Consider the following 25307-nt stretch of genomic DNA (forward strand, 5'->3'; position numbering starts at 1 on the left):
GCCCACGCCGAGGCGCAACCGGAGCGGACCGTCCGGGACAGCTGCCGCGGCTGGGCGCGGCCTGCCCGTGGGCCGCGCCGCACCAGGGCCGCGGCGCCTGCGCGGCGCGGGCCTGGGATGCGTCACTGCGGCGTCCCGTCGGGGCCCGCCTGCGGTTGCGCCGCTTCCACCTGCGGGGAGGCCGCCTCAGGTGGCTGTGGCACGTCGGCAGGCGGCGCGGACGGTCCCGGCTGCGGCGGGGCGACCGGCGCAGGCGGAGTCGGAACCGGGCTTCCCGGAGCGGGCGTCGCGTTGACCTGGGTGTTGTTCTGCGCGCCGGTGTTCGGCTGCCCCGGCGCCGCAGCGCCGGGCGTGGTGGTGACCGGAACCACTCGCTCACCCCAGGGCGACCGCGCCGAAGGTCCGGCGTTCAGCGGCGGCACGGGGGTGCCTTGCGCCGGGGTGGGCTTGCCGATCACCGTGACCGAGCCGTCGGGGCCGACCAGCAGGCGGGCCGGGTCCTTGGCCGGGATCATGCCGAGTTCGCGTGCTCGCGCGGCCAGCTCCGGTGCCGAATCGGCGGCCTCCACCTCACGTTGCAGCGCGGCGCGCTCGTCGGCCAGCCGCCGGTTCGTCGCCCGCGCGTCGCCGAGCTGGTAGCTGTCCTCGGCGGCGCGGGTGGTCAACAGCAAGGTCAGCGCGAGGCCGCAACCGAGCAGGGCGAGGATGGCGGTGACGAACGGGATGCGCGCGGCCATCGCCGAGCGCCGCACGGTGGGCAGAAACACGGTGTCCGAACCGCCCTCCGCACGCGTGCGCCGCCGCGCGTAGGCGCGCTGCGCCGCGCCCGATTTCACCCGCTCGGCCTCTTGGACCCGCCGGGCGACCCGGCTCGGCGCTGCGACGGTCCGCGTCCGCACACTCATCGATTCCCCTCCTCGTTCCTCCCGGGACGCCGGATCGGCACAGCGCGACACTGTCTCATCCGGCCTCCGATATCGCTGCGGGAAATCCGCACCCGGCCGACGCGATGAGGCGTGGCGAACTGCCGGCTCACCCTGCCTCCTGGATCCGCTCGGCGGCGCGCATGCGTACCGGGGCCGCTCGCGGGTTGTCTTCGATCTCCTGCTCGGTCGCCTTCTCCGCGCCGCGGGTCAGCATCCGGAACTCCGGTCCCATGCCGGGCAGCTCCATCGGCAGGTCCACCGGCGTCCTGGACGCGGTGCGCGCGGCGAGCTGCTGCTTGACCACCTTGTCCTCCAGCGACTGGTAGGACATGACGACGATGCGGCCGCCCACACGCAGCGCGGCGAGCGCGGCGGGCAGCGCGGCGCGCAAGGACTCGAGTTCCCCGTTGACCTCCACCCGCAGCGCCTGGAACGTGCGCTTGGCCGGATGCCCGCCGGTGCGGCGCGTGGCCGCGGGAATCGCGGCATAGAGCAACTCCACCAGCTCGGCACTGGTGCGGAACGGTTTGACCTGGCGACGGCGGATCACCTCGGCGGCGATCCGGCTCGCGAAGCGTTCCTCGCCGTAGGTCTTCAGCACCCGGGCCAGGTCACCGTGGCTGTAGGTGTTGAGCACGTCGGCGGCGGTGAGGCCGCCGGTCGGGTCCATCCGCATGTCCAGCGGCGCGTCGACGGAATAGGCGAAGCCACGATCGGCCTCGTCCAGCTGCATCGAGGAGACGCCCAGATCCATCAGGATGGCCGAGACCGACCCGGTGGAAGACAGGCCCGCCTCGGTCAGCGCGTCGGCGATGCCGTCATAGCGAGTGTGCACCAGGGTGATTCGATCCGCGAACGGCTCGAGCCGCTCACGGGCCAGTTTCAACGCGGTGGTGTCCCGGTCGAGCCCGACCAGATGAATGCCCGGATAGGTGCTCAGGAAATGTTCGGCGTGGCCGCCGAGACCGAGGGTGGCGTCGACGTAGACGGCGCCCGGCTCGGCCAAGGCGGGGCCGAGCAGCGCGTCGGCTCGCTCGAGCAGAACCGGAACATGGCGGGGGCCGCGCTGTTCACGGTTCACCTCGACCTCCCGGAGTCCTACCTCGCGTCGTCGCGCACCGCACACGGGTCGCCTTGATACACAATGCTTTCGATACGGATACGAATGCCCCGTGGTCTCTGACCGAACCTCGGCACCTGGCGTCGGGGAAGTACGTCAGGGTCCGCGTCCGGGCAGAGACCGCGTGGCACTCGTGCGCCCGCGGCTAGAAGATTCCGCCCAGCGACTCGTCTCTGGCTTGCGAGAAGTCCTCCTCGTGCTCGGCGAGGTAGGATTCCCACGCCTGCTTATCCCAAATCTCCAGGAAGTCGACCGAACCGATCACGACGCAATCCCTTTTCAGGTTGGCGTAGCGACGATGGTCGGCGGACAACACGATCCGGCCCTGCGCGTCCGGACGTTGTTCGTCCGTTCCGGCCGCGAGTGCCCGGACGAACGCACGGGCCTGCGGATTGCTTCGAGACGCCGCCGCGGCACGCCGGGCGAGCGCGGTGAACTCTTCTTTCGGGTACACGGCAAGGCTGTGGTCCTGCCCCTTCGTGACCATCAACCCTCCCGCCAGATCGTCTCGAAACTTCGCAGGCAACGTAAGTCGCCCCTTGTCGTCCAAGCGAGGTGTGTAGGTACCGAGAAACAACTCGGATACCTCCCTGGTCGATCACCTCGATGGTCGGCTCTTCAGTACTGCGCGCTCCACATTACCCCACTTTCCCCCACTTTCAATCGAAACAAGCGGTGATCTGGCTCCCGACCCAGACGATTCCGCAGGTCATCCCAGCTATCACCGGCGTGGTGAACTTTCGCGAGTTCTGCCGACACGCGCCACCCCCTCGGACAAACGCCCGAAAACACCCAGCAAACCCCCTGGCGGACCGTGCGCGGGGGTCTGGTGGGGGAAGTTCGTGGGGAGGTGTGGGGAAGTGGGGAGCCTGGTTCGAAGATCATCGTCGCGTCGGCGCCCGCACGCGCGAACCGGCGACGCCGCACCGTTGCGGTGCGGCGTCGCCGGTTGTGCTTGAAGTTGTCAGGCTACGGGCGAGTTACTCTTGCTCGAATCGCCTGCGGAAGCGGTCCTCCATACGCTCGGAGAATCCGCCGGACTTGCGCTGACGCCCTCGTCCGCCCGAGGCGCCGGAGGGGGTCTCGCCGCCTGGCCGATCGGTCTTGGCGACGTTCTTGGAGGTGCCCAGCAGCAAGAGCACGCCGGCGCCGAACATCACGATGAACCCGATCAGGCTGATGATCGGGAAGCCGCCGGGCTTCACGGGCGCTGCGATGCCTGCGACGAGGAGAAAAAGGCCGAGGACGAACAACGCCGCGGCCTGGAGTCTGCGACGACTCGAGGTCGAACGAAGCCGTCCGCCGCGGACGGACGAGGCGAACTTGGGATCCTCAGCATAGAGAGCGCTCTCGATCTGTTCGAGCATGCGCTGCTCGTGCTCGGAGAGTGGCACGGTACCTCCCCCGGCACTAGGACGTGGCTGTCGCCTCCGGGTAGGCGACAGATAGCCGACCTTGGCGGCTATCTGTCACCAATGATACGAGTTCGATCAGGGCCAGACCACCTAATGGGCGCAGTCCGACTCAGTCTGTCTTCAGCCGCGCGGGGACGAAGCGAATTACGCCGACTAAGCGGTCATTCCCCCGCTCAATCCCGGAGCAGGTCGCAACCTGGCCGACGCCGCGAGGAGATCTTCCACGTCATGGAGGAATGCCGCCACCCGCGAGGAGAACTCGTCGGCCTCGTGTTCGTCGACATTGCGGTCCAGCCCGGCCTCGAGCGCGGCGCGGATCTCCGAGCGGGCGCTGAAGTAGTCCGCCCACATCACGAACTCGGGCGCGGCGCGTTGCATCAGTACCCACGCGTTGCGCGAGCGCGCCCGGGGGGCGGCATCGGCGCCCGTGAGCGCGATCACCGCGCCCGCGCCGCGCAGGGCCGCCAGGTAGGCGGTGCGGAACCGCTCCCGTGGATCGCGCTCCCCCGCCGCCTGCATGAGCAACCCGTCCGCGCGCTCCAGCAACTTGCCGGCCCGGCCGGGCCGGCCCGGATGTTCCACTCGACCAGACATCGACATCGCCGTCCCTCCACCATCGCGTACCTTGGCCCGTATCCCGTGCTGGAGGCGGGGTCCCCCACCACTTTCCGGCACCACCCGGACCGAACAGGTATTCGAACGTTTGAATTGAGCTTCAATATAGAGACGCCCACCGACAAACTTCCGCGTCCGCGCGACCGACGAGAGCCATGACCGCCGTCAAGCCCAATCACATCCCCGCACCCGCCGTCATCGATCTGTCGGTGGCGGCCCTGCGCTCCCGGCTGCACGACGCGCTGGCGGTCTACGTGGCCGCCATGGACTATCCGCGTGGCACGGAGAACCATCGCGCTCCGATGTGGACCGAACACACCACCCGGCCCGGCTGGCAAGCGGTCGCCGCGGTGCTGCCCGACGACTCCGGCCGGATCGATCTGCGCCGCGCTCCGATCGTGGCGATCGCCTACGGCTATCGCGGCGGCGCGCACCAGTGGTGGCACCAGCAGGTGCACAGCGGGATGCGGCGCTCGGGCTGGCCGGAACACTCCGCGCGTGAACTGCTCTCGGACTACTTCGAACTCACCGAACTGCATGTGCATCCCACCGCGCAGGGCCGCGGCATCGGCGCCACGCTGCTGGAACGCCTGCTGCGCGACCGCACCGAGCGCGCGGTGCTGCTGTCGACGCCCGAGGTCACCGGTGAGGACAACCGCGCCTGGCGGCTGTACCGCAGGCAGGGATTCACCGACGTGATCCGGAATTTCGTGTTCGCGGGCGACAACCGCCCCTTCGCGATCCTCGGCAGGCGGCTGCCGCTGTGAGGGTCACGTGACGGTAGTCGTCGTCGGCTCGGGCCACAACGCCTTGGTCGCCGCGTGCTATCTCGCCCGCGCCGGACACGAGGTCGAGGTACTCGAACGCGACGACGTCCTCGGCGGCGCGGTGTCGACGGTGGAACGGTTCCCCGGCCATCAGGTCGATCGCGGCTCGTCGGCGCATATCATGATCCGCCACACCGGCATCATCGAGGAACTCGAACTCGATCGCTTCGGGCTGCGGTACATCGACTGCGACCCATGGGGTTTCACGCCCGCCCACGCCGGGCGCCCCGCCCTCGTGTTCCACCGTGACCTGGAATCGACCTGCGCGTCGATCGCCGAGGCTTGCGGCCGCGGGGACGCGGCGGCCTATCGCCGGTTCGTCCAGGTGTGGGGACCGCGCAGCGCCCGCGTGATGCGCGCCTTCGGCGGCGGACCCACGCCGGGGAGGCTGGTCCGGTCGTTCTGGGGACTGGACGCCCGAGACGGCGGCAGCGCCCTCTCGCGGGAGTTCCTCCAGTCCGGAGACGCGCTGCTGGACACCTTCTTCGAGGACGAACGATTGAAGGCGTCGCTGGCCTGGTTCGGCGCGCAGTCCGGACCGCCGATGTCGGAGCCGGGCACGGCGCCGATGGTGGGCTTCGCCGCGCTCATGCACACGCTCCCGCCGGGGCGCGCGGTCGGCGGCAGCGGCGCGCTGACCACCGCACTGGTGGCTCGGCTGCGATCCGACGGTGGGGTGGTGACGGCGGGTGACGCGGTGACCGCCCTGCGCCGCGACGGCGATCGCTGGCGGGTGCGCACCGCGTCGGGCCGAGAGCGGCGCGCCGACATCGTGATCGCGGGCAGCCATGTGCTGACCACGCTGGAGCTGCTGCACGACGGCGGTTTCGACGGCGCGGTGCTCGACGACTGGCACAGGCGCATCCGCGTCGGCCCCGGGATCGGAATGGTCGTGCGGGCCGCCACCTCGGCGCTGCCCCACTACCCCGGCAGCCCGGCCGAGCACTCCGCCCGCGGCCTGCAATTGCTGGTGTCCGATCGCGCGCAGCTGCGTCGCGCGCACGGCGCGGCGCTGGCGGGGGACCTGCCGCCGCGACCGGTCGTGCTGGCGATGAGCTTCAGCGCCCTCGACCCGACCATCGCCCCGGCCGGTGAGCATCAGTTGTCACTGTGGGCGCAGTGGCACCCGTACCGGCTGGCCTCCGGCGCCGACTGGGCCGATCTCGCACAGCGGGAAGCCGACCGCATCATCGCCGAAGTCGATTCCTACGCCCCCGGTTTCGCCGAGACGGTGTCGCGCACCCACGTGCAGACGCCGGTGGACCTGGAGCGCGAACTCGGGCTCGTCGGCGGGAACGTCATGCACGTGGAGATGTCGCTGGACCAGATGATGCTGTGGCGGCCGCTCCCGGAACTGGCCGGGCAGCGGGTGCCCGGCGCGCCGGGGCTGTATCTGACGGGCGCGTCCACCCATCCCGGTGGCGGCGTCTCCGGGGCAAGTGGCCGCACGGCCGCCACCCTCGCCCTGCGCGAGATGAACCGGCGCCGGATTTCGCGGTGGCTGCGACGATGACCGACGCTGGCGACCTATCCCTGACGACGCAACGGAATGTCTCCGTGCGGGAGCACCCCCGGGATCCGGGGTACCGCTCGGCGGGCTCTCTCGTGCCCCTCGTCTTCGTCGCGCTGACCATCGTCGCGCAGATCGGTTATCCGTTGACCACCGGCGGCGCACGCGACCGGATCACTGTCGCGATCGTGCTGCTGTGCGCCGGAGCCGCCGTGGCACACGCGACGGTGACCAGGGGATTCCGCTATGCCGTCGGCTTCCTGGTCATCGTGTCCGGCATCGGGCTCGCGGCCGAGGTGATCGGCACCGCGACGGGAATGCCGTTCGGCTGCTACTCGTACGCGACCGACCGGCTCGGTCCCGCCCTGTTCGACGTTCCGTTGATCATCCCGCTGGCGTGGACCGGCGGAATGTACCCGGTATGGGCGGTGGCCGGGATGTTGTCCCGGCACACGGGCGCGCGAATCATGTGGACAGCGGCCGGCGCGGTGGGCTGGGATCTGTTCCTCGATCCGCAGATGGTGGCCGACGGGCAGTGGACCTGGTGTGACACCAGCTCCGGACTGCCCGGACTGGACTGGATTCCGGTGACCAACTACCTGGGATGGTTCGCCGTCGCGCTCGTGATGGGCGCGTTGCTCGCGATCTGGGAGCGCGCGGCGCCGGATCCCCCACGGGCAGGCGGGCAGGCGGTCGCGCTCACCGTCCCCGTGGCCTTGTTCCTGTGGACCTGGCTCGGGTCGGCGCTGGCCCACGCGGTGTTCCTCGACCTGCTGCCGTCCGCCGGTTACGGCTTCGCGGGCCTGGCTGTGCTGGGCGTTCCCCTGCTGGTGGCCGCGGCCCGCGCGCGCCGCCGACCCGGCGCGCCACGCCCGGTGCGGTAGGCCGACGCGCGCGGAGACCGGCGCGTTTCATTCCGGGCGGATGGACTGGCACGATGTCACCCGTGCAGCCGAGTCCCGTCACCACGAAGCCCGATGCTCCGCAGCCGCCGCAGCGGCGGGGTTCACGCCGCGGCGTGCGCGTCGCGGCGGCCGTTCTGCTCGCGGCGATGCTGGCGCCGATGCTCGCGGGCTGCCTGCGGGTTCAGGTATCGATGGGTGTCTCGTCCAACGACCGGGTGTCCGGACGGATCGTCGCCGCCGTGGTGCCCGCCGACCCCGGTGACAAGGGCCCGCAACTGAAGGCGCCCGAGACGCTGGCCGCGAAGGTGCGGGTGGAGCCCTACGCCCAGGACGGGTACTCCGGCAGCCAGGTCTTCTTCGAGGATCTGTCCTTCGGTGAAGTGCAACAGCTCGGCCAGCTGTCCGAGCAGACCCAGGGCATGTTCCAGTTGCAGTTCCAGCGCACCGGCGACCTGGTCGGCCTGACGGGGCGGGTGGATCTGAAATCCGTCCCGCCGCACGGCTCCGACGTGCAGTTCACTATCGCTTTCCCGGCTCGCGTCGCCAAGACCAACGGCAGCCGCGAGGGCGACAACGTGGTCTCCTGGAAGCTCCCGCCCGGCGATGTCTCCACACTGCGCGCCGAGGTCAGCTACGCCGACCCGAACACCCGCTCGTTCGCGGGCTGGGCAGGCATCGTCGGCGGCATCACGCTCGCGGTGGCCGCCATCATCGCCGCGATGGCGTACATGGACCGCAACCCCGCCCCGCCCGGCGCTCCGGAAGTCGGCTTCTCCCTGAGCCGCTGGTGGCGCACGGTGACGCAGAATCGCTGAGCGGCAGGTCGGTGCGGCGGGATAGCGTGGCGCGCATGGTGAGTGCCGACCTGCCGAAGACGTTGCGCGCGAACTCGATCCTGCCCGCCGGCGCTACCGCCGTGGCGGCGCTCGGCGCGGGCATCGCGCTATACAACCGGATCACCGTGCAGCGGCTGGCGAATACCCCTGCGACGGTGATCGAACCGGTCACCGTCTGCGTCCCGGCGCGCAACGAGGCCGGGCGGCTACCCGATCTGATCGGCGACCTGCGCGCCCAGGTCGGCCTACCGCGCATGGCGGTGCGCATCCTCGACGACGCGTCCACCGACGACACCGGCGCCGCGGCCCGCGCGGCGATCGGCGACGACCCTCGTTTCACCCTGCTGCGCACCGAGTCCGACCCGCCGCCCGGCTGGACCGGGAAGGCCGCCGCCTGCGCGCGGCTGGCCGAGGAGGTGTCCACGCCGGTGCTGATCTTCCTGGACGCCGACGTGCGGCTGGCCCCCGCGGCGCTCGCGGCGGCGGTCGGCGCGCTGCGCAGACGAGGAGCGGCGCTGGTCTCGCCTTGGCCGCTGCAAGAAGCGGATTCGATGGCGGAGGCCCTCGTGCAGCCCCTGCTGTGCTGGTCGTGGGCCTCGACGCTGCCGATCGCCGCGGCCGACCGGAGCCTGCGGCCGTCCACGGCGGTGGCCTGCGGCCAGTTCCTGGTGTTCGACAACGCCGTGTACCGCGCTGCGGGTGGCCACGCGGCAGTGGCCGGGAGCGTCACCGAAGACCTCGACATCGCCCGTACGCTGCGACGGGGCGGGCACTCGACCGTTCTGGCGGCCGCGGGACCGCTGGCTCGAACCAGGATGTATCACGGCGCCGCCGAACTGGACGCCGGCTACACCCGGTGGCTCTGGTCGGCCTACGACGGCACGATCACGGGCGGAGCGGCGGTGGGACTGCTTGCCGCCCTTGCCTATTGGGTGCCGCCCGCGGCGGCCGTGCTGGGCCGGGGCTCGGCCCGGCGGACAGGTGTGATCGGCTGGCTCGCCGCCGTCACCGGGCGGCTGCTGGCCCGCTCGACCGAAACCGGCGGTCCGCTGCGAGGCTCCGATGTGCTGGCCGCCGCGGCGCATCCGGCATCAGTGGCGGCGTATCTGCTGTTGTGGGCGCGTTCGCATCGGGCCCGCCGCCGCGGCACGGCGCGCTGGAAAGGTCGCTCGCTCGCTTGAGCCGACCGTGCCGCGGCGGCCGCGACCTCACGGCACCGCGGTGATTCCGACCGTCGGCAGGAAGAAACAGGGCTTGGCGCCGTTCTGAACCGTGCCGAACACCGCGGCCAGCACGGTGCCCTTGCCGGTGTCCACCGGAATCGCACGCACCCCGCCCATCGGGAGGGCCGCGACGAGGAAGTCCCGGATGGCCTGCTCGGCGCCCGGCCGCAGGTCCGCTGGGACGGCCGCGGGAATCATCGCGCGGGCGATCTCCGACAGCGTCCCCATGGCGGCCGTGCCGCTGCGGCCGGTACTCAGGTTCAGCCAGGCGACCTGCATGCCCGCGGTGTTCGGGCCGTCCGGTCCGAGGCCGTAGGGCACGAAGGTGAACATGGCCTGCCCGGATTTGACCGCACTGAGGTCCAGGCCGGGGATCTGCACGGTGTTCTTCGGCCACGGCCCCGGAATGGCGCCCGCGACAGCGGGCGCCAGACCGGCCGTGGTGTTGTCGAGGCAGAACGCGGACGCGGTCGGGTAGGCGAACGGCTGGATGCCGAGCGCACGCAGCGCGTCGACCGCGGCGTGATAGGCGCCGAGCAGGTCACCGGGGGCGGCGATCGGCACGACTTGGTCGGAGAACGCGGGAATGGTCGCATCCGGGGCCGCGAGCGCGGCGCCGGGCCCGGCGAGCACGAGGGCGATCGAACTGGTCGCGACAGCGGACAACTGGGTCAGACGGCGCAATATGGTCACGAAACCTCCTCATCGGCGGAACGATCGAGGGGCACAGTACTCCGGCAAACGCGCCCAGCAGCCGGGATTGCGCACAGCAATTTTGCGGTGAGTCTCGTTTGCCCGGAACGGGAGACTTGCGGGGCCGACCTGCGTCCCGGCCCCTCGGCGAGAACCGTATGCTGCATCGAGCCGCCGACTTTCGGCTGGACGCCCTCGGTGATCACGCGACCGGCGCGCACCCGCGCTCGACAGAGCAGCGCATGCCTGGTTACTACAAAGACCCGATGCGACCGCGTGGGACAAGATCTACGCTCACGGTGATTAGTTCCCTTGTTCCAGCCTTCGCTTGCTGGGCATCATGATTCGGCTCGACCCTGACACCCGCTGACGGGAGGGTTGACGCCAACCATCCAGAGCGACTGAGAGACCTGGCTCGTCGACGTCGCAGCAACCCCCCGGTCACCGGGTGCGGGTGCTTCCGCCGGGACCGATGGAGGAACCGAAGTGCTCGAACCGCGCCGCCGCATTCCCAGCCGACCGTTGCCGACCGGCGTCGCGGACACCGAGTCGTACCAGGGCGAGCTACTCGCCCGCACCGAAGTATCTGGAGTTGCCTCGTGATCCCAACCCGTCACCGAATCGCCGCGCTGGCCTGTGCGCTCGCCGCGGCCGCCACCGTGGCCGCCTGCGGCAGTGATTCGGCCGCGCCAGGCGCCGACGCGGGACCACCGCAGCCGGGCGGCACCTTGCGCTACGGCCTGTCCCAGGCGCCGACCTGCTCGGATCCGGCGCAGGCCGGTACCAACCAGACGCTGTACGTCGCCCGGCAGATCGTGGATTCGCTGACCGACCAGGAACCGGCGACCGGCGAGCTGAAGCCGTGGCTGGCACAACGCTGGGAAGTGAGCCCCGACGCGAAGGTGTTCACCTTCCACCTGGCCGACGGCGTCACCTTCAGCGACGGCACGCCGCTCACCGCGGACTCGGTGCGCAACACCTTCGACTCGATCGTGCGGCTCGGCTCGGGCAAGGCGCCGCTGGGCAGCAGCTATCTCACCAACTACGTCGGCACGACCGCGGTAGACCGGCGCACCGTCCGGGTGGAGTTCAGCAAGCCCAACGCGCAATTCCTCCAGGCGTCCTCGACCACCCAGCTCGGCATCCTGGCCGACGCGACCACGAGCAAGCCCGCCGAGCAGCGCTGCCTCGGCGACAACGTCGGCAGCGGGCCGTTCACCTACGCCGCCTACCGCCAGGACGCGGCGGTGACGCTGGCCAAGCGCACCGGCTACCACTGGGGCTCGGCGGTGTTCGCCCATCGCGGCGAGGCCTACCTGGACAAGATCGAGTTCACCGTCGTGCCCGAATCCGGGGTGCGCACCGGCAGTCTCGCCTCCGGGCAGCTGGACGCGATCAGCGACGCGCTGCCGCAGGACGCCCCGCAGATCGAGGCGGCGGGCGGACGCGTGCTCAGCATCGCCAACCCGGGAATTCCGTTCGGATTGCAACCCAACGTCACCCGCGGTCCGCTGCGCGATCCGGCGGTGCGGCACGCGCTCTTGCCCGCGATCGATCGCAAGCAACTGGTGGACACCGTGCTCGGCCCGCAGTTCGAACCCGCCACCAGCGCGCTGGCCGGCACCACCCCTGGCTACACCGACCTCTCGGCGCACCTGGCCTACGACCCGGCGAAGGCGCGCACCATCCTCGACCAGGCCGGGTGGGCGCCCGGCGCGGACGGCATCCGGACGAAGAACGATGAGCGGTTGAGCTTCTCGGTGCTCTTCAGCCAGGTGTTCGCGGGCAACCAGGCGATCCTTGAACTGGTCCAGCAGCAGCTGCGGCAGGTCGGCGTCGAGCTGAAACTGGACCTGGTGTCGGTGGCGGAGACCACCGCGCGGCAGAACAGCAAGGATTTCGACACCGCCTACTTCAACACCACCCGCGCCGACGGCGACATCCTGCGCACCTCCTTCGGACTCGACGGGCGCAATCTCAATGTCCGCGGCCCGATCTCGTCGCTGGACGACGCGTTGAACGGCCAGCTCGACACGGTGGACCTCACGGCACGAAACGGGTTCATCCGCACCGCGCAACAGCAGGTCCTCGAGGCGGGGTTGTTCATCCCGACCGTCGAGCTGTCCCAGGCCATCGGAGCGGGCCCGAACACGCGGGATCTGAAGTTCGAAGCGTCGGCGCGCTTGCAGTTCTTCGACACCTGGCTGAGCGGACGATAGTCATGGCGCGCTACTCGGCGCTGCGGGTGCTGCAGGCGATTTGGGTGCTGTGGGCGGCGTTCACGCTGTCGTTCGTGGTGCTGTACCTGCTCCCGGCCGATCCGGTCTCGATCGCGGCCGACGGCGGCGGAGCGGGCACACCGGTGGACAAGGCCGCCATCGCCGAATTGCAGGCCCGTTACGGGCTGGATCGGCCGCTGTGGGAACAGTACTTGACCGCACTCGGGCACGCCGTTCGCGGTGATCTCGGGCATTCCATCGCGACCGGGCAACAGGTCACCGGCGCGATCGGCGACGCGCTGCCCGCCACGCTCGAATTGACCGGCGCCGCCCTGCTCTTCGCGGTCGCCGGTGGCGTCTCGCTGGCGTTCGCGGCGACCCATACCCGTCGACCGTGGCTGCGCAACGCCCTGGCGGCGTTGCCGTCGCTGGGCGTCTCGGTGCCGACGTTCTGGACCGGACTGCTTCTGCTGCAGGTGTTCTCGTTCAAGTTGCGCCTGGCGCCCGCGTTCGGCGGGCACGGTTTCGCGGGCACGGTGCTGCCCGCGATCACCCTGGCCCTGCCGATCGGGGCGGTCATCGCGCAAGTGCTCACCGCCGGGCTCGAAACCACCTGGCGCCAGCCGTTCGTCGACGTGGCGCTGGCCAAGGGCGGGTCGCGCTGGTGGGTGCAACGCACGCACGTGCTGCGCCCGGCCAGTGTGCCCGCGTTCACCATCGCGGGCGTCCTGGTCGGCAACATGCTCGCCGGATCGGTGGTGGTGGAGACGGTCTTCGCCCGTCAGGGCGTCGGCCGGCTGACCCAGACCGCGGTGCTGGCGCAGGACATCCCGGTGGTGCAGGGCATCGTGCTGCTCACCTCGGCGGTGTTCGTCAGCGTGAATCTCGCGGTGGACCTGCTGTATCCGCTGCTCGACCCGCGCATCGCGGCCCGCTCCCGCGGCGCGAGCGGCGAGTCCGAGCAGACCGCCGTCGACGCCGCCGAGGAGGCGATCATTCGTGCCTGACATTGCTCCCGCTCCCAGGGACCGCCGCACGCCCGCTCGGCGCGCCGCTGCCCCAGGGGTGAGATCTCGTGGTTGACGTGACCGAGGAACGGCGCGCAGCGGTACTGTCCGGCATCCGGCGACCGACCGTGAGCTGGAAGACGCTGCGCGGCAATGCCGGACTGCTGATCGCGGGGGCGGTCGCGCTGCTGGCGGTGGGATGGGCGCTGGCGCCGTCGGTATTCGCCGGTGGCGACCCGCTGACCGGCGTGCCCGCGCAGAAGTTCCAGGCCCCCAGCGCCGAGCATTGGTTCGGCACCGACAATCTCGGACGCGATCTCTACACCCGGATGGTGCACGGCGCCGGTCTTTCGCTGACCGCCACCTTGTCCGCGGTGGGCATCGCGCTCGTCGCCGGATCGCTGCTGGGACTGCTGGCGGGTTCGACCGGCGGCGTGATCGACGCCGTCCTCATGCGGCTGGTCGATGTGCTGCTGTCGGTCCCCGCGTTGCTGCTGTCGCTGGCGCTGGTGACCGCTCTCGGTTTCGGCACCCGCAACGTGGCCGTCGCGGTGGGCGTTTCGCTGGTGGCCAACTTCGCGCGCGTGATGCGTTCGGAGGTGCTGCGGGTCCGCCAGGCGGTGTACGTGGAGGCAGCCCACGCCGCGGGCGTGCGCTGGTACACGGTGCTGGCCAGGCACGTGCTGCCCAACTCCTATCAGCCCGTGCTCGCCTTGGCCGCGGTCGAATTCGGCATGGCGGTGCTGGCCGTGTCGGCGCTGAGCTTCCTCGGCTACGGCGCGAAGCCGCCCACCCCGGAATGGGGGACGCTGATCTCCGAGGGCCGCAACTACCTCGCGACCGCGTGGTGGATGACCACCCTGCCTGGTTCGGTCATCATCGCCGTCGTACTCGCCGCCCAGCGCCTCGGACGCGCGATCGGGAAGGGAGAACGCGCGTGAGCGCCACGACATCTGCACTGCTGCACGTCGAGGATCTACGGGTGCGTTATCGGTCCGACTCCGGCCCTGTGGCCGCGCTGGACAGTGTGTCGCTCACCGTGGCACGCGGCGAGGTGGTGGCGCTGGTCGGCGAGTCCGGCTCCGGCAAGTCCACGCTCGCCCACGCCGTGATCGGGCTGCTCGGGGCGAACGCCGAGATCGTGGGCGGAAGCGTGACCTTCGACGGCGAGGTGGTCGACACCGGATCCGAACGCGCCATGCGTCGGCTGCGCGGAGCACGCATCGGCTTCGTCCCGCAGGACCCCGGGTTGTCCCTGAACCCCGTCCGGCGCGTCGGCGATCAAGTGGCCGAGGCGCTGCTGGTGCACGGGCTGGCCGGTCGCGCGGCGGCGCGGGCACGGGCGCTGGAACTGCTGGCCGACGCCGGGCTGGACCGGCCGCGACTGCGGGCGACGCAATTCCCGCACCAGTTGTCCGGCGGGCAGCGCCAGCGGGTGCTCATCGCCGCGGCGCTGGCTTGCGCACCGGATCTGGTCATCGCGGACGAACCGACCAGCGCGCTGGACGCGACCGTAGCGCGCCGGGTGCTGGACCGGCTCGCCGAGCAGATCGCGGCGCGCGGTACGGCGGTGCTGCTGATCACCCATGATCTGGCGGTCGCGGCCGAGCGTGCGGACCGGCTGATCGTGCTGAGCGGCGGCGAGGTGGTCGAAAGCGGCGCCACCGCGCAGCTGCTGGCCGCACCGCGCCACCCGTACACCAAGCGGTTGCTGGCCGCTTCACCCGGTCTCGCTCCGGCCGACGGCGACCGCGAGCCCAGGACCCGCGACGGCGCGCCACTGCTGGTCCTGCGCGAGGTGCACAAGACCTTCCGGGCGCACGGCGGCGACACCGTGACGGCGGTGGCCGGGGTTAGCTTCGAACTCGGCCGCGGCGAGACCCTCTCGCTGGTCGGCGAATCCGGATCGGGCAAGTCGACCACCGCGCGGATCGCGTTGCGGCTCACCGAACCCGACCGCGGGGAGGTCGTCTTCGACGGGCAACCCCTGTCGGCGGCTCGCGGTTCGCGACTGCGCGCGCTGCGCAAGCGCTTCCAGGTGGTGTACCAGAATCCGTACGCCTCACTGGATCCGCGCTGGCGGGTGGGCTCGATCATCGAAGAACCGTTGCGCGCGTTCCGGGTCGGCGATCGCGCGCGACGGCGCGACCGGGTGGCGGAGTTGCTCACACAGGTGGCGTTGCCGGCCGGGTTCGCGCAGCGCAGGCCCGCCGAACTGTCCGGAGGACAGCGCCAGCGCGTCGCCATCGCGCGGGCGCTGGCGCTGCATCCCGAGCTGTTGGTACTCGACGAACCGGTCTCCGCGTTGGACGCCTCCGTGCAGGCGCAGATCCTCGAGCTGCTGGACCGCCTCCAGACGGAGTTGTCGCTGAGCTACCTGTTCATCTCGCATGATCTGGCGGTGGTGCGCCGCATCAGCGACCACGTCGCGGTGCTGCGGCACGGCCGCATCGTCGAATCCGGCCGCACCGCCGAGATCTTCGGCACCCCTCGGCACGAGTACACCCGAGAGCTGTTGTCGGCCATACCCGGCGCCGCCGTCACGAATGGCGTTCTCTGATGCCGAAGCCGACCTACCGCCACAGCCGGGTGCTGAACCGGCAGCAGCACTGGGCGCCGTGCCGCAGCCGCCTCGAACCCGCCGTCCCGTCCTCTGCGACCAACCGCCCCCACTCACCGGAGCCCACCACCGGCCACAAGCCGAACACGTGGTGGCACCGACCGAAAAGGATCGCCCTGATGGTGTACTCCGCCTTCAACCGGAAACCGGCCGACACCGACGCCGAACCCCCCGCACCGGACCTCGCGGCCGAGCCCGCCGCCCCCGAAGCCGGTCCGGCCCGCTGGTGGCGCACCCGTCTGCGCGCCCCGCGTGCGGCCGACACCTCCGGTAACGCGCGGGTACACGCGGTCGCACCCGTCCGCGCCGAGCGGGACCGCCGCCTCATCCGGTCCTCGCGTGGCATGCACGCCGCGCTGTGGCAGCAGGCTCTGCTCCTGGCACCCGATGCCGCCGCAGCGGTGACGCATCCGGCGCTGCGGCGGCAGATCGACACCGAAGGCCCGGCCTGATGGCGCGGCCCGACTTCTTCCGCACCCAGAACACCGAAGCCACCTCGCGCGACCACCTCGGCCCGCGCCCTCCCCATCGCATCACCGCCCACGAAGGAGCCGAAGCGTCATGACCACCAGCATCACCAGCGTTTTCGAGACCGAGTGGGCACATTGGCACCACGCGCGCGAGGACCAGTTGCGCGACCCGCTCGGCTTCCTCAGCCTGACCGGCCTGCACTGGCTCACCGACCGCCCTGAACGGCTGCCGGGCCTGCCGGGTACCTGGTGGGTCACCGACGACAAAGTGTTCATCACCGCCCAGCCCGCCGACCGCCTGGAATACGACGGGCTGGGCATCGCGGGCGTGCAGATCGTCACCCCCGCGGAAGGCGCGCCCGGACTGACCGTGCGGCAGGAGAAACGGGTCCTCGAGGTGATCCGCCGCACCGGCCGCTACGCCGTCCGGGTGCACGACCCGGCCGCGCCGGGCCTGCTGAGCTTCGACGGCATCCCGGCCTACCGGCCCGACCCGCGCTGGGTGGTGCCGGGGCGGTTCACACAGTTCGAGCAACAGCGGACCGTGACCACCGGCGCTGTGGTCGAGGGTCTCGAGCACCACCACAGCGCCGCGGGCATCATCGAATTCCGCATCGGCGAGGTGACCGAACGGGTCGTCGCGTTCGGCGACCGGGACGATCTGCGGGTGCTGTTCACCGACGCGACGAGCGGGGTGACGACCTACCCGGCGGCGCGTTCGCTGTCGGTCAGCCGTCCCGACGCGGACGGCACGGTGGTGCTGGACTTCAACCGGGCCGCGAATCTGCCGTGCGCGTTCACCGACTTCGCGACCTGCCCGGTGGCACCCGCGCAGAACCGGCTGCGCGTGGCCATCGAAGCGGGCGAACAGGATCCGCGGCAGGGACGCGCGGCATGAGCGGTCGAGCCGTACCCCTCTCGATCCTGGACCTGTCGCCGATCAGCGCGGGCTCGACCGCGCAGCAGGCGCTGCGCAACACCGTCGATCTGGCCCGGCACGCCGAACGATGGGGCTACCACCGGTACTGGCTGGCCGAACACCACTTCGTCTCGGTGGCCAGCTCCTCCTCGATCACCCTGATCGGGCTGGTGGCGGCGGCCACCGAGCGCATCCGGGTGGGTTCGGCGGCGGTGCAGGTGGGTCATCACACCTCGGCCTCGATCGTGGAGGCGTTCGGCACGATCGACGCGCTGTACCCGGGCCGCCTGGACCTGGGACTGGGACGGTCGGGGCATCGGCGCGGGCAGTTCGGGGCCGAAGCCGCGCGGCCCAAGGGCGGGAAGCCGGTGGTCGACTCGGTGACCGGGCGCACCGAGATCCGTGACGGCGTGGTGGTTCCGCCGCCGTTCGACCCGGGCCGCGTCGTGGACCGGTCGAAGTTCATCGCCTCGGTGGGCGCGTTGCAGCAGCGCGGGGCGCAGCCGCTGGACTTCGCCGAGCAGGTCGACGAGGTGCGCGCCCTGCTGGCGGGTACCTTCGTCAGCCCCGAAGGCGTCGCGCTGCACGCTGTTCCCGGAGAGGGCGCACAGGTGCGGTTGTGGCTGTTCGGCAGCTCGGCGGGCGAGAGCGCGGCGCTGGCGGGACGCCTGGGGCTGCCGTTCGCCGCGGCCTACCACGTGTCGCCGGGCACCGCGCTGGAGGCCATCGAGGCGTATCGCGCGGCATTCCGCCCGTCCACCGAGCTGGCCGAGCCCTATGTGGTGATCTCCGCGGACGTGGTGGTCGCCCAGGACGACGCGACCGCCCGGCGGTTGGCCGCGGGCTATGGCCACTGGGTCTACAGCATTCGCAGCGGCGCGGGCGCGGCCGACTATCCCGATCCGGCGACCGTCTCGCCGCTCACCGCGCAGCAGCGGCGCCTGGTGGACGATCGACTGGCCACCCAGTTCGTGGGTGCGCCGGGCACCGTCGTGGAGCGGCTCGCCGCGCTGCGACGGGTCGCGGGCGCGGACGAACTGCTGGTCACCACGATCACCCATCGGCACGCCGACCGCCTGGAATCGCACCGGCTGCTCGCGGAGGCGTGGGGACTGCGGGCGGCGAGGGCGGCCTGATCCTGTTCCGGCCGGTATGCCCGCGAGCGCACCGGCCGGAGCCGCGCGGCAGGTACGAAGCCGGAGTCAGACGCTGACCGGCGCGGCCGTGACGCCGTAACCGAGGTTGGTCAGCACCTCGCTGGTCGCCTTGGCGAAATTGAGCGTGATGAAGTGCAGGCAGGGCGCGCCCTCGTCGATCAGCCGCTGCGCGATCTCGGTGGCGATCTCGATGCCGACCGCGCGCACCGCCGCGGCGTTCTCCTCGCCGCCTTCGCCCGCCGCCTCGCGCAGCCGGCCCATGACCGAGGCGGGCAGCGGCCTGCCGCACAGTTCCTCGGCGCGCTGCACCGTACGCAGCGAGGTGATCGGCATCAGCTCCGGGATGATCGGCTTGGCGCCTTCGATCGGGTCGAGTTTCACCAGACGATCCCGCAGCCGCAGGTAGTGCTCGACGTCGAAGAACATCTGCGTGATCGAATACTCCGCGCCCGCACGCAGTTTCGCGGCCAGGAACGCGGTGTCGGTCGCCAGGTCGGGCGAACGGTGGTGGCCCTGCGGGAACGAGGCGACGCCGACGTGGAAATCACCGAGGTCGCGCACGATGCGCACCAGCTCCTCGGCATAGGAGACGCCGTCGGGATGCTTGTGCCACTCGCCGAGCGGGTCACCGGGCGGGTCTCCGCGCAAGACCAGGATGTTGCGGATCCCGCAGTCGGCGTACGCGCCGACCAGCGAGCGCAGCTCGGCGACGCTGTGCTCCACCGCGGTCAGGTGCGCGACAGGCAGCAGTGTGGTCTCCTGCGCGAGCTGCCCGGTCACGCGGACGGTGCGGTCGCGGGTGGAGCCGCCCGCGCCGTAGGTCATCGACACGAACGCGGGATGCATGCGCTCGAACTGCCGCACGGCACGCCACAGCCGCGCCTCGGCGGCGGCGTCACGGGGCGGATTGAACTCCACGGAGAACGGCACCGCGCGCTCCCCGTGAGCCCGCAGACTCTGTACGACCGAGGGTGTTCCAGAGACGTTCGGGTGCGTCCGGGACGGCCGGCCAGGGGTCGAGCTGCCCCGCACGTTGTCGAAAGTCACCGGTTCAGTGTAGAGGTGGCCGATGGCGGCCCCGTCGGGTCGCTCGGACGCCCCGCGTATTCTTCGCATCGGGCGGCAAATTCGCCACGCCGAGCGACACGCGCGACCGTTACCGTCCGGCCCCGAATCACCCGCAGCGCCCGGGCACCCTCCGCGACCCCGTGCGTCCACCATCCGCACGACCTTGGAGGCTCCTCTGTCCGCCGCAACAGGGACTCAGACGCCGCGGCCCGCAGTGCCGCAGCCGGGCACGCCCGCCTTCGTCACCGCCGTGGAAGACGCGCTGGCCAGTTTCTTCGCCACCCGACGCCCGACGACCGAACGACTCGGCCCGGTCTTCGTCGAAGCCACCGACACGCTCGAGCAGTTCGTGTTACGCGGCGGGAAACGCACCAGGCCCGCGTTCGCGTGGACCGGATGGCTCGGCGCGGGCGGCGACCCGCACGCCCCCGAGGCCGCCGCGGTGCTCACCACCTGCTCGGCGCTCGAGCTCGTGCAGGCCTGCGCGCTGATCCACGACGACATCATCGATTCCTCCCGCACCCGCCGCCGCTTCCCCACCGTTCACGTCGACTTCGAGCAGCGCCACCGCGACCGCGGGTGGGCGGGCGACTCGGCGCACTTCGGAACCAGCGTCGCCATCCTGGTCGGGGATCTGGCGCTGTCCTGGGCCGACGACATGGTGCACGCTTCCGGCCTCGAGCCCGCGGCCGTCGCCCGATTCGCGCCGGTGTGGGCCGACATGCGCACCGAGGTGCTCGGCGGCCAGCTGCTCGACGTCAACGGCGAGGCGGGCGGCGACGAATCGGTCGAGGCCGCGCTGCGGATCAACCGCTACAAGACCGCCGCCTACACCGTCGAACGCCCGCTGCACCTCGGCGCGGCGATCGCCGCCGCCGACCAAGGACTGATCGACGCCTACCGCACGTTCGGCACCGCCATCGGCATCGCCTTCCAGTTGCGCGACGACCTGCTGGGCGTGTTCGGCGACCCGGCGGTGACCGGCAAGCCCTCCGGTGACGACCTGCGCGAAGGCAAGCGCACCGTGCTGCTGGCCGACGCGCTGCGCCGCGCCGACGAGTCCGACACCGGCGCGGCCGCGTTGCTGCGCTCGAGCATCGGCACCGACCTGAGCGCCGAACAGGTGCAGCGGCTACGCGCGCTGCTCGTCGAGCTCGGCGCGGTCGAGGAGGTGGAACGCCGGATCGCCGAACTGACCGACAGCGGTCTGGCGGCCATCGAGTCCAGCTCGGCGACGTCCGCGGCGAAGGAACGGCTGCGCGCGATGGCGCTGGCCGCTACCAAACGCGCCGCGTGAGCACGTCCGATCGCGCGACGGCAAGGAGACGAACCGAATGAGAACCGTTGCGGGACCTACCGAGCGAGTCGTGGTGGTCGGCGCGGGACTGGCCGGCCTCTCGGCCGCCCTGCATCTCACCGGTGCGGCTCGCACGGTCACGCTGCTCGAGCGAGCCGACCACCCCGGCGGACGGGTCGGACGCTACCGGGGCGGTGACTACGACATCGATTCCGGCGCCACCGTGCTCACCCTGCCCGAGCTGATCACCGACGCGCTCGCCGCCGTCGGCCGGTCCCCGGAGAACTGCGTGCCGCCATTGCGCATCCACCGGCTGGCGCCGGGCTATCACGCACGGTTCGCCGACGGCGCCGAGATCAGGGTGTTCGCCGAGGCCGACGCCATGGCCGCGGAGGTCGAGCGGACTTGCGGCCCGGCCGAGGCTCGGGGATACCGGCGGCTGCGCACCTGGCTGGCCCGGGTGTACGCGGCCGAGTTCACGGAGTTCATGGACACGAACTTCGACTCGCCGCTGGATATGGTGCGAATTCCCGAAAAGCGCCGCGCGCTGGTCGAATTGGCGCGACTCGGCGGCTTCGGCAGGCTCGGCCCGCAGGTCCGCCGGTTCCTGCGTGATCCGCGCCTGGCACGGCTGTTCACCTTCCAGGCCCTGTACGCGGGTCTGCCGCCCGCCCGGGCGCTGGCCGTCTACGGCGCTATTCCGCACATGGACACCTCCCTGGGCGTCTACTTCCCCGAAGGCGGTATGCGGGCGATCGCCGTGGCGCTGGCGCAAGCGTTCACCGAAGCCGGCGGCACGCTGGAACTCGGCGCCGAAGTGGTGGGCATCGACTACGCGGGCCGGCGGGCCCGCCGCGCCCGCACCGCCGACGGCCGCTCGTTCGACTGCGACGCGCTCGTGCTCACCGCCGACCTCGGCTCGCTCGACCGTTTCGGTGTGCGGCCCCGGCGCGGGCTGCGCGCCTCGCCGTCGGCGGTCGTCGCGCACGGCACCGTGCCCGCCGCGGTCGCGGCAGGCTGGCCGGTGCAGGCGCACCACACCATCGAGTTCGGGCAGGCCTGGGACAGCACGTTCGCCGAGATCGCCGCCCGCGGTGGACGCGGCAGGCTGATGAAGGATCCCTCGCTGCTGCTGACCCGGCCCGCCCTGACCGATCCGAGCCTGTTCATCGAACGCGGCGACGGACGGTACGAGCCGTTCTCGTTGCTCGCGCCGTGCCCGAACCTGTCGGCCGCGCCGCTGGACTGGCCGCGGCTCGGGCCCGCCTACCTCCGGGAGCTGCTCACCGTGCTGGAAGCACGCGGCTACCGGGGCATCGCCGAGCACTTCGCCGTCGACCGGCTCGACACGCCTCGCACGTGGTTCGATCACGGAATGCTCGCGGGCACACCGTTCTCCGCGGCCCACCTTTTCCGGCAAACCGGTCCGTTTCGGCCGAGTAATTTCCCCCGTTACCGCGACAACGTGGTCCTTGCCGGTTGTGGCACCACTCCGGGCGTGGGCGTACCGACCGCTCTGCTCTCGGGAAAACTGGCGGCAAACCGCATCGCCCGCGAGATCGGGCGCACTTCGCGTGGAACGCCGCGCACCAGCCGGATAGTGTTCGAGGCGACGCCGTAAACTAAGCGCCGACCTATTCGCTCGCGGTTGCGACCGCCGACCACTCGGGGGGACCGACACCAGATGGCATCCCCCGAAACGCGCACCGCAGAGGCCGCCTCCACCGGTGGCACCCGCCCCTCGCCCGCCTCGGCACGTCGCGAATCGGCCGCCCCCCGTGGTTTCCTGTGGTCGATGCGCGCCTCCGCCGACTTCGCCAGAAGCCCGGAGGGCCATGCCGCCCTGCTCGGGTTCTTCGGCGCGATCATGATCACCTTCGGCGGGTTCGGGGCGGGCAGCGTCCGCAAGCGGGATCCGCTGCTGGAGGCCATGCACCTGTCCTGGCTGCGGTTCGGGCACGGCTACGCGCTGTCGACCATCTGCATCTGGGTCGGCGTGCTGCTCATGGTCACCGCCTGGGTACGGCTCGGGCGCGCCACGATCGGCACGGGCGACCGGACCGGCGCCGGGGTGACGCTCAACGAACTGCGCGCCATCGTCGGCATCTGGATCGCGCCGCTGCTGTTCGCCGTGCCGATGTTCAGCCGCGACGCCTACTCCTACCTCGCCCAGGGCGCGCTGCTGCGCGACGGCTTCGACCCCTATCAGGTAGGACCGGTCGCGAATCCCGGCGTGCTGCTGGACAACGTCAGTCCCGTATGGACCACGACCACCGCGCCCTACGGCCCGGTCTTCCTGCTGCTCGGACGCGCGATCACCGCCGTGACCGGCGACAACGTGGTGGCAGGCACCATCGCGATGCGGCTGGTCATGCTGCCCGGCTTGGCGCTGATGATGTGGGCGGTGCCGTATCTGACCAAGCACCTCGGCGGCAAGCCGACCGTGGCGTTGTGGCTGGCGGTACTCAACCCCCTGGTGCTGATCCACCTGATCGGCGGCGTGCACAACGAGATGCTGATGGTCGGCCTGATGTGCGCGGGCATCGCGCTGGTGCTGGAACGCCACCACGTGGCGGGCATCGTGGTCGTCGCCATCGGCGTGGCCATCAAGGCGACCGCGGGCGTGGCGCTGCCGTTCCTGGTCTGGATCTGGATGCTGCACGAACGCGAACGCCGCGCGGCGCAGCGGGTCGGGCGCGATCCCGAGCACCTGCCCGCGAGCGAGCAACCCGGCGACGCCGCGGAGCCCACCGAGGACATGCCGCATCCGGCGCTGATGTTCGCCAAGATCGCTGGGCTTGGCCTGAGCGTGTTCGCGGTGGTGTTCGTCGCCGCCTCGGCCATCGCCGGCGTCGGTATCGGCTGGCTGACCGCGCTGTCCGGGTCGAAGAAGATCATCAACTGGCTGTCGCTGCCGACCGTGATGGCGCACGCGATCACCTGGATCACGCCGCTGCGGCTGGAGTTGGTACTCGAAGTCACCCGCGCGATGTGCGCGCTGGCCTTGGTCGCCGTGCTGGCCTGGACCTGGTGGCGGTTCCGGCACAGCGAGCGAGAGGCCGTGCTGGGCATCCTGATCGCGTTCGTCGCGATCGTCATCCTCTCCCCCGCCGCGCTGCCCTGGTACTACTCGTGGCCGCTGGCACTGGCCGCCGGGTTCGCGCTGTCCACGACGACGCTGATGACGCTGGTCGGCGTGTGCACCTGGCTCATGCTGGTCTTCCAGCCGGACGGTTCGATCGGCCTGTACAACTTCTGGCACGTCGTCGCCGCCACCTTCGCCGCGGGTGTGGCGGCAATGTCGCTGCGCACGGTGGACCCGCTGCGGCTGCGCGCCGCGCCGCCGGGCAACGTCACGGCCACGCCCGGCGAAGCCACCGCTTCGGCCGCCACCCCATGACCGAAGGCCGCCTACCGGGTTCCGTCCTGCTCCCGCTCGCCTACCGCGAGTGCAGGCAGATCGCCGCCACCCACGGGCGCACCTACTTCCTGGCCACCCGGCTGCTGTCGGCCGAGCGGCGGCCCGCCGTGCACGCGCTGTACGCGTTCGCGCGCATGGTCGACGACGTCGTCGACCGCGCGGGCAGGCCTGCCGTGGCGCCCGAGCGCTCGCCCGCCGCGGAGATCGATCTCATCGAGCGGGATCTGCGAGCGGCGCTCGAGGCGGGCACCGACGAAACGGGCAGCGCCGGCGGTGCGCCGCTGTCTTCTGCCGAGCACTGGTGGACATGGGAAGCCGACCAACGGCCGCGCACTCTCATCCTGGCCGCCGTCATCCACACCATCCACCGGTACGGCATCGCCGCCCAGCACTTCTGGACGTTCCTGGATTCCATGCGGATGGACGCGCCGGGGTCCCCGACCTTCCGCAACCGCTACGCCGGCCTGGGCGAGCTGCGCGAATACATGCGCGGCTCGGCGGCCGCGATCGGTTTGCAACTACTGCCCGTGCTCGGCACGGTCGTCCCGGTGCCGGAGGCCGAGCCGGCCGCCGCCGCGCTGGGCGAAGCGTTCCAGCTGACGAACTTCCTGCGCGATGTCGCGGAGGATCTCGACCGCGACCGGGTCTATCTGCCCGCCGACGCCCTCGCCGCGTTCGGCGTTCACGACGACCTGCTGCGCGAGTGCCGTCGCACCGGGCTGACCGACCCGCGCGTCCGCCGCGCTCTCGCCCACCTCGTCGCGGTCAACCGGGATCTCTACCGCCGCGCCGAACCCGGCATCGACTTGCTCGAACCACGCGTCCGCCCCGCCATCCGCACCGCGGCCACCCTCTACGCCGACATTTTGCACCACATCGAACGCAGCGACTACGCCGTCTTCGACCACCGTGCCGTAGTCCCCCGCCACCACCGCCTCCGCGTCGCCGCCGCCGAATTCACCACAGCCGCCTTGCGCGGCAGATTCGAGCGCTGACCGCTCGGTTCCAGCGCATCCCGCCTATCCGGCGACGACTGCGCGAATCGCCTCCACCACCGTG

The 25307-nt window shown here is 71.1% G+C and carries 23 protein-coding genes and 1 riboswitch; of the genes, 16 read left to right on the forward strand and 7 right to left on the reverse strand.

What is annotated here, in order from left to right:
* Positions 1 to 122 precede the first annotated feature (122 nt).
* From K8O92_32140 to K8O92_32160, 5 genes are all read right to left on the reverse strand, one after another.
* On the reverse strand, positions 123 to 905 hold the full coding sequence (locus K8O92_32140; protein UAK32286.1) for a hypothetical protein: 783 nt from the start codon (positions 903 to 905) through the stop codon (positions 123 to 125).
* A gap of 127 nt (positions 906 to 1032) precedes the next feature.
* Positions 1033 to 2007: a 16S rRNA (cytosine(1402)-N(4))-methyltransferase RsmH gene (rsmH, locus tag K8O92_32145; GenBank protein UAK32287.1), complete on the reverse strand. Its 975-nt coding sequence runs from the start codon at positions 2005 to 2007 to the stop codon at positions 1033 to 1035.
* Between the two features lie 184 nt (positions 2008 to 2191).
* Positions 2192 to 2623, reverse strand: coding sequence for a division/cell wall cluster transcriptional repressor MraZ (mraZ, locus tag K8O92_32150; GenBank protein UAK32288.1), 432 nt, complete (start codon positions 2621 to 2623; stop codon positions 2192 to 2194).
* A gap of 403 nt (positions 2624 to 3026) precedes the next feature.
* A complete protein-coding gene (locus K8O92_32155; protein ID UAK32289.1) occupies positions 3027 to 3440 on the reverse strand; it encodes a DUF3040 domain-containing protein in 414 nt (137 codons plus the stop codon).
* A gap of 174 nt (positions 3441 to 3614) precedes the next feature.
* Positions 3615 to 4055, reverse strand: coding sequence for a hypothetical protein (locus K8O92_32160; protein UAK36076.1), 441 nt, complete (start codon positions 4053 to 4055; stop codon positions 3615 to 3617).
* Positions 4056 to 4231: 176 nt separating this feature from the next.
* On the opposite strand from K8O92_32160, the gene K8O92_32165 reads away from it, so the two are divergent.
* The 5 genes from K8O92_32165 (at position 4232) to K8O92_32185 (ending at position 9335) form a co-directional block, all read left to right on the forward strand.
* Positions 4232 to 4843, forward strand: coding sequence for a GNAT family N-acetyltransferase (locus K8O92_32165; GenBank protein UAK32290.1), 612 nt, complete (start codon positions 4232 to 4234; stop codon positions 4841 to 4843).
* A gap of 7 nt (positions 4844 to 4850) precedes the next feature.
* The gene (locus K8O92_32170; GenBank protein ID UAK32291.1) at positions 4851 to 6416 is read left to right on the forward strand and encodes an NAD(P)/FAD-dependent oxidoreductase; all 1566 of its coding nucleotides are present in this window, start codon (positions 4851 to 4853) and stop codon (positions 6414 to 6416) included.
* A complete protein-coding gene (locus K8O92_32175; protein ID UAK32292.1) occupies positions 6413 to 7297 on the forward strand; it encodes a carotenoid biosynthesis protein in 885 nt (294 codons plus the stop codon). Before K8O92_32170 ends, K8O92_32175 begins: the two co-directional genes overlap by 4 nt.
* 62 nt (positions 7298 to 7359) lie before the next feature.
* On the forward strand, positions 7360 to 8133 hold the full coding sequence (locus K8O92_32180) for a DUF3153 domain-containing protein (GenBank protein UAK32293.1): 774 nt from the start codon (positions 7360 to 7362) through the stop codon (positions 8131 to 8133).
* A gap of 35 nt (positions 8134 to 8168) precedes the next feature.
* Positions 8169 to 9335, forward strand: a complete 1167-nt coding sequence (locus tag K8O92_32185; protein UAK32294.1) for a glycosyltransferase — start codon at positions 8169 to 8171, stop codon at positions 9333 to 9335.
* Positions 9336 to 9362: 27 nt separating this feature from the next.
* On the opposite strand, the gene K8O92_32190 is transcribed toward K8O92_32185, so the two are convergent.
* Positions 9363 to 10070 carry a hypothetical protein gene (locus K8O92_32190; protein UAK32295.1) on the reverse strand — a complete coding sequence of 236 codons (708 nt, stop codon included), beginning with the start codon at positions 10068 to 10070 and terminating at the stop codon, positions 9363 to 9365.
* Positions 10071 to 10455: 385 nt separating this feature from the next.
* Positions 10456 to 10549: riboswitch (SAM riboswitch) on the forward strand.
* Between the two features lie 120 nt (positions 10550 to 10669).
* Between K8O92_32190 and K8O92_32195 the strand changes: the two genes are divergently transcribed.
* The 7 genes from K8O92_32195 to K8O92_32225 all read left to right on the forward strand — a co-directional run bounded on the left by K8O92_32195 (position 10670) and on the right by K8O92_32225 (position 18441).
* Positions 10670 to 12289: an ABC transporter substrate-binding protein gene (locus K8O92_32195; GenBank protein ID UAK32296.1), complete on the forward strand. Its 1620-nt coding sequence runs from the start codon at positions 10670 to 10672 to the stop codon at positions 12287 to 12289.
* Positions 12290 to 12291: 2 nt separating this feature from the next.
* Entirely contained in the window at positions 12292 to 13296 is a 1005-nt protein-coding gene (locus tag K8O92_32200; protein ID UAK32297.1) for an ABC transporter permease, read from the forward strand.
* 68 nt (positions 13297 to 13364) lie between these two features.
* Positions 13365 to 14237, forward strand: a complete 873-nt coding sequence (locus K8O92_32205; GenBank protein UAK32298.1) for an ABC transporter permease — start codon at positions 13365 to 13367, stop codon at positions 14235 to 14237.
* Complete coding sequence (locus tag K8O92_32210; protein UAK32299.1) at positions 14234 to 15856, forward strand: ABC transporter ATP-binding protein; 1623 nt, start codon at positions 14234 to 14236, stop codon at positions 15854 to 15856. Before K8O92_32205 ends, K8O92_32210 begins: the two co-directional genes overlap by 4 nt.
* Positions 15856 to 16368, forward strand: a complete 513-nt coding sequence (locus K8O92_32215) for a hypothetical protein (GenBank protein ID UAK32300.1) — start codon at positions 15856 to 15858, stop codon at positions 16366 to 16368. Before K8O92_32210 ends, K8O92_32215 begins: the two co-directional genes overlap by 1 nt.
* Positions 16369 to 16477: 109 nt before the next feature.
* Positions 16478 to 17284, forward strand: coding sequence for a DUF1684 domain-containing protein (locus tag K8O92_32220; protein ID UAK32301.1), 807 nt, complete (start codon positions 16478 to 16480; stop codon positions 17282 to 17284).
* Entirely contained in the window at positions 17281 to 18441 is a 1161-nt protein-coding gene (locus tag K8O92_32225) for an LLM class flavin-dependent oxidoreductase (GenBank protein UAK32302.1), read from the forward strand. The genes K8O92_32220 and K8O92_32225 overlap by 4 nt, the downstream gene beginning before the upstream one ends.
* Before the next feature lie 66 nt (positions 18442 to 18507).
* Here K8O92_32225 and K8O92_32230 read toward each other — a convergent pair whose 3' ends face one another.
* Positions 18508 to 19509, reverse strand: a complete 1002-nt coding sequence (locus K8O92_32230) for a methylenetetrahydrofolate reductase (GenBank protein UAK32303.1) — start codon at positions 19507 to 19509, stop codon at positions 18508 to 18510.
* A 184-nt stretch (positions 19510 to 19693) separates the two neighbouring features.
* Between K8O92_32230 and K8O92_32235 the strand changes: the two genes are divergently transcribed.
* From K8O92_32235 to K8O92_32250, 4 genes are all read left to right on the forward strand, one after another.
* Positions 19694 to 20827 carry a polyprenyl synthetase family protein gene (locus K8O92_32235; protein UAK32304.1) on the forward strand — a complete coding sequence of 378 codons (1134 nt, stop codon included), beginning with the start codon at positions 19694 to 19696 and terminating at the stop codon, positions 20825 to 20827.
* Between the two features lie 37 nt (positions 20828 to 20864).
* On the forward strand, positions 20865 to 22448 hold the full coding sequence (gene crtI / locus K8O92_32240) for a phytoene desaturase (protein UAK32305.1): 1584 nt from the start codon (positions 20865 to 20867) through the stop codon (positions 22446 to 22448).
* A gap of 63 nt (positions 22449 to 22511) precedes the next feature.
* On the forward strand, positions 22512 to 24227 hold the full coding sequence (locus tag K8O92_32245; GenBank protein ID UAK32306.1) for an alpha-(1->6)-mannopyranosyltransferase A: 1716 nt from the start codon (positions 22512 to 22514) through the stop codon (positions 24225 to 24227).
* On the forward strand, positions 24224 to 25243 hold the full coding sequence (locus K8O92_32250) for a phytoene/squalene synthase family protein (GenBank protein ID UAK32307.1): 1020 nt from the start codon (positions 24224 to 24226) through the stop codon (positions 25241 to 25243). Before K8O92_32245 ends, K8O92_32250 begins: the two co-directional genes overlap by 4 nt.
* Positions 25244 to 25307: the final 64 nt, after the last annotated feature.

Source organism: Nocardia asteroides (assembly GCA_019930625.1).
Classification (GTDB): domain Bacteria; phylum Actinomycetota; class Actinomycetes; order Mycobacteriales; family Mycobacteriaceae; genus Nocardia; species Nocardia sputi.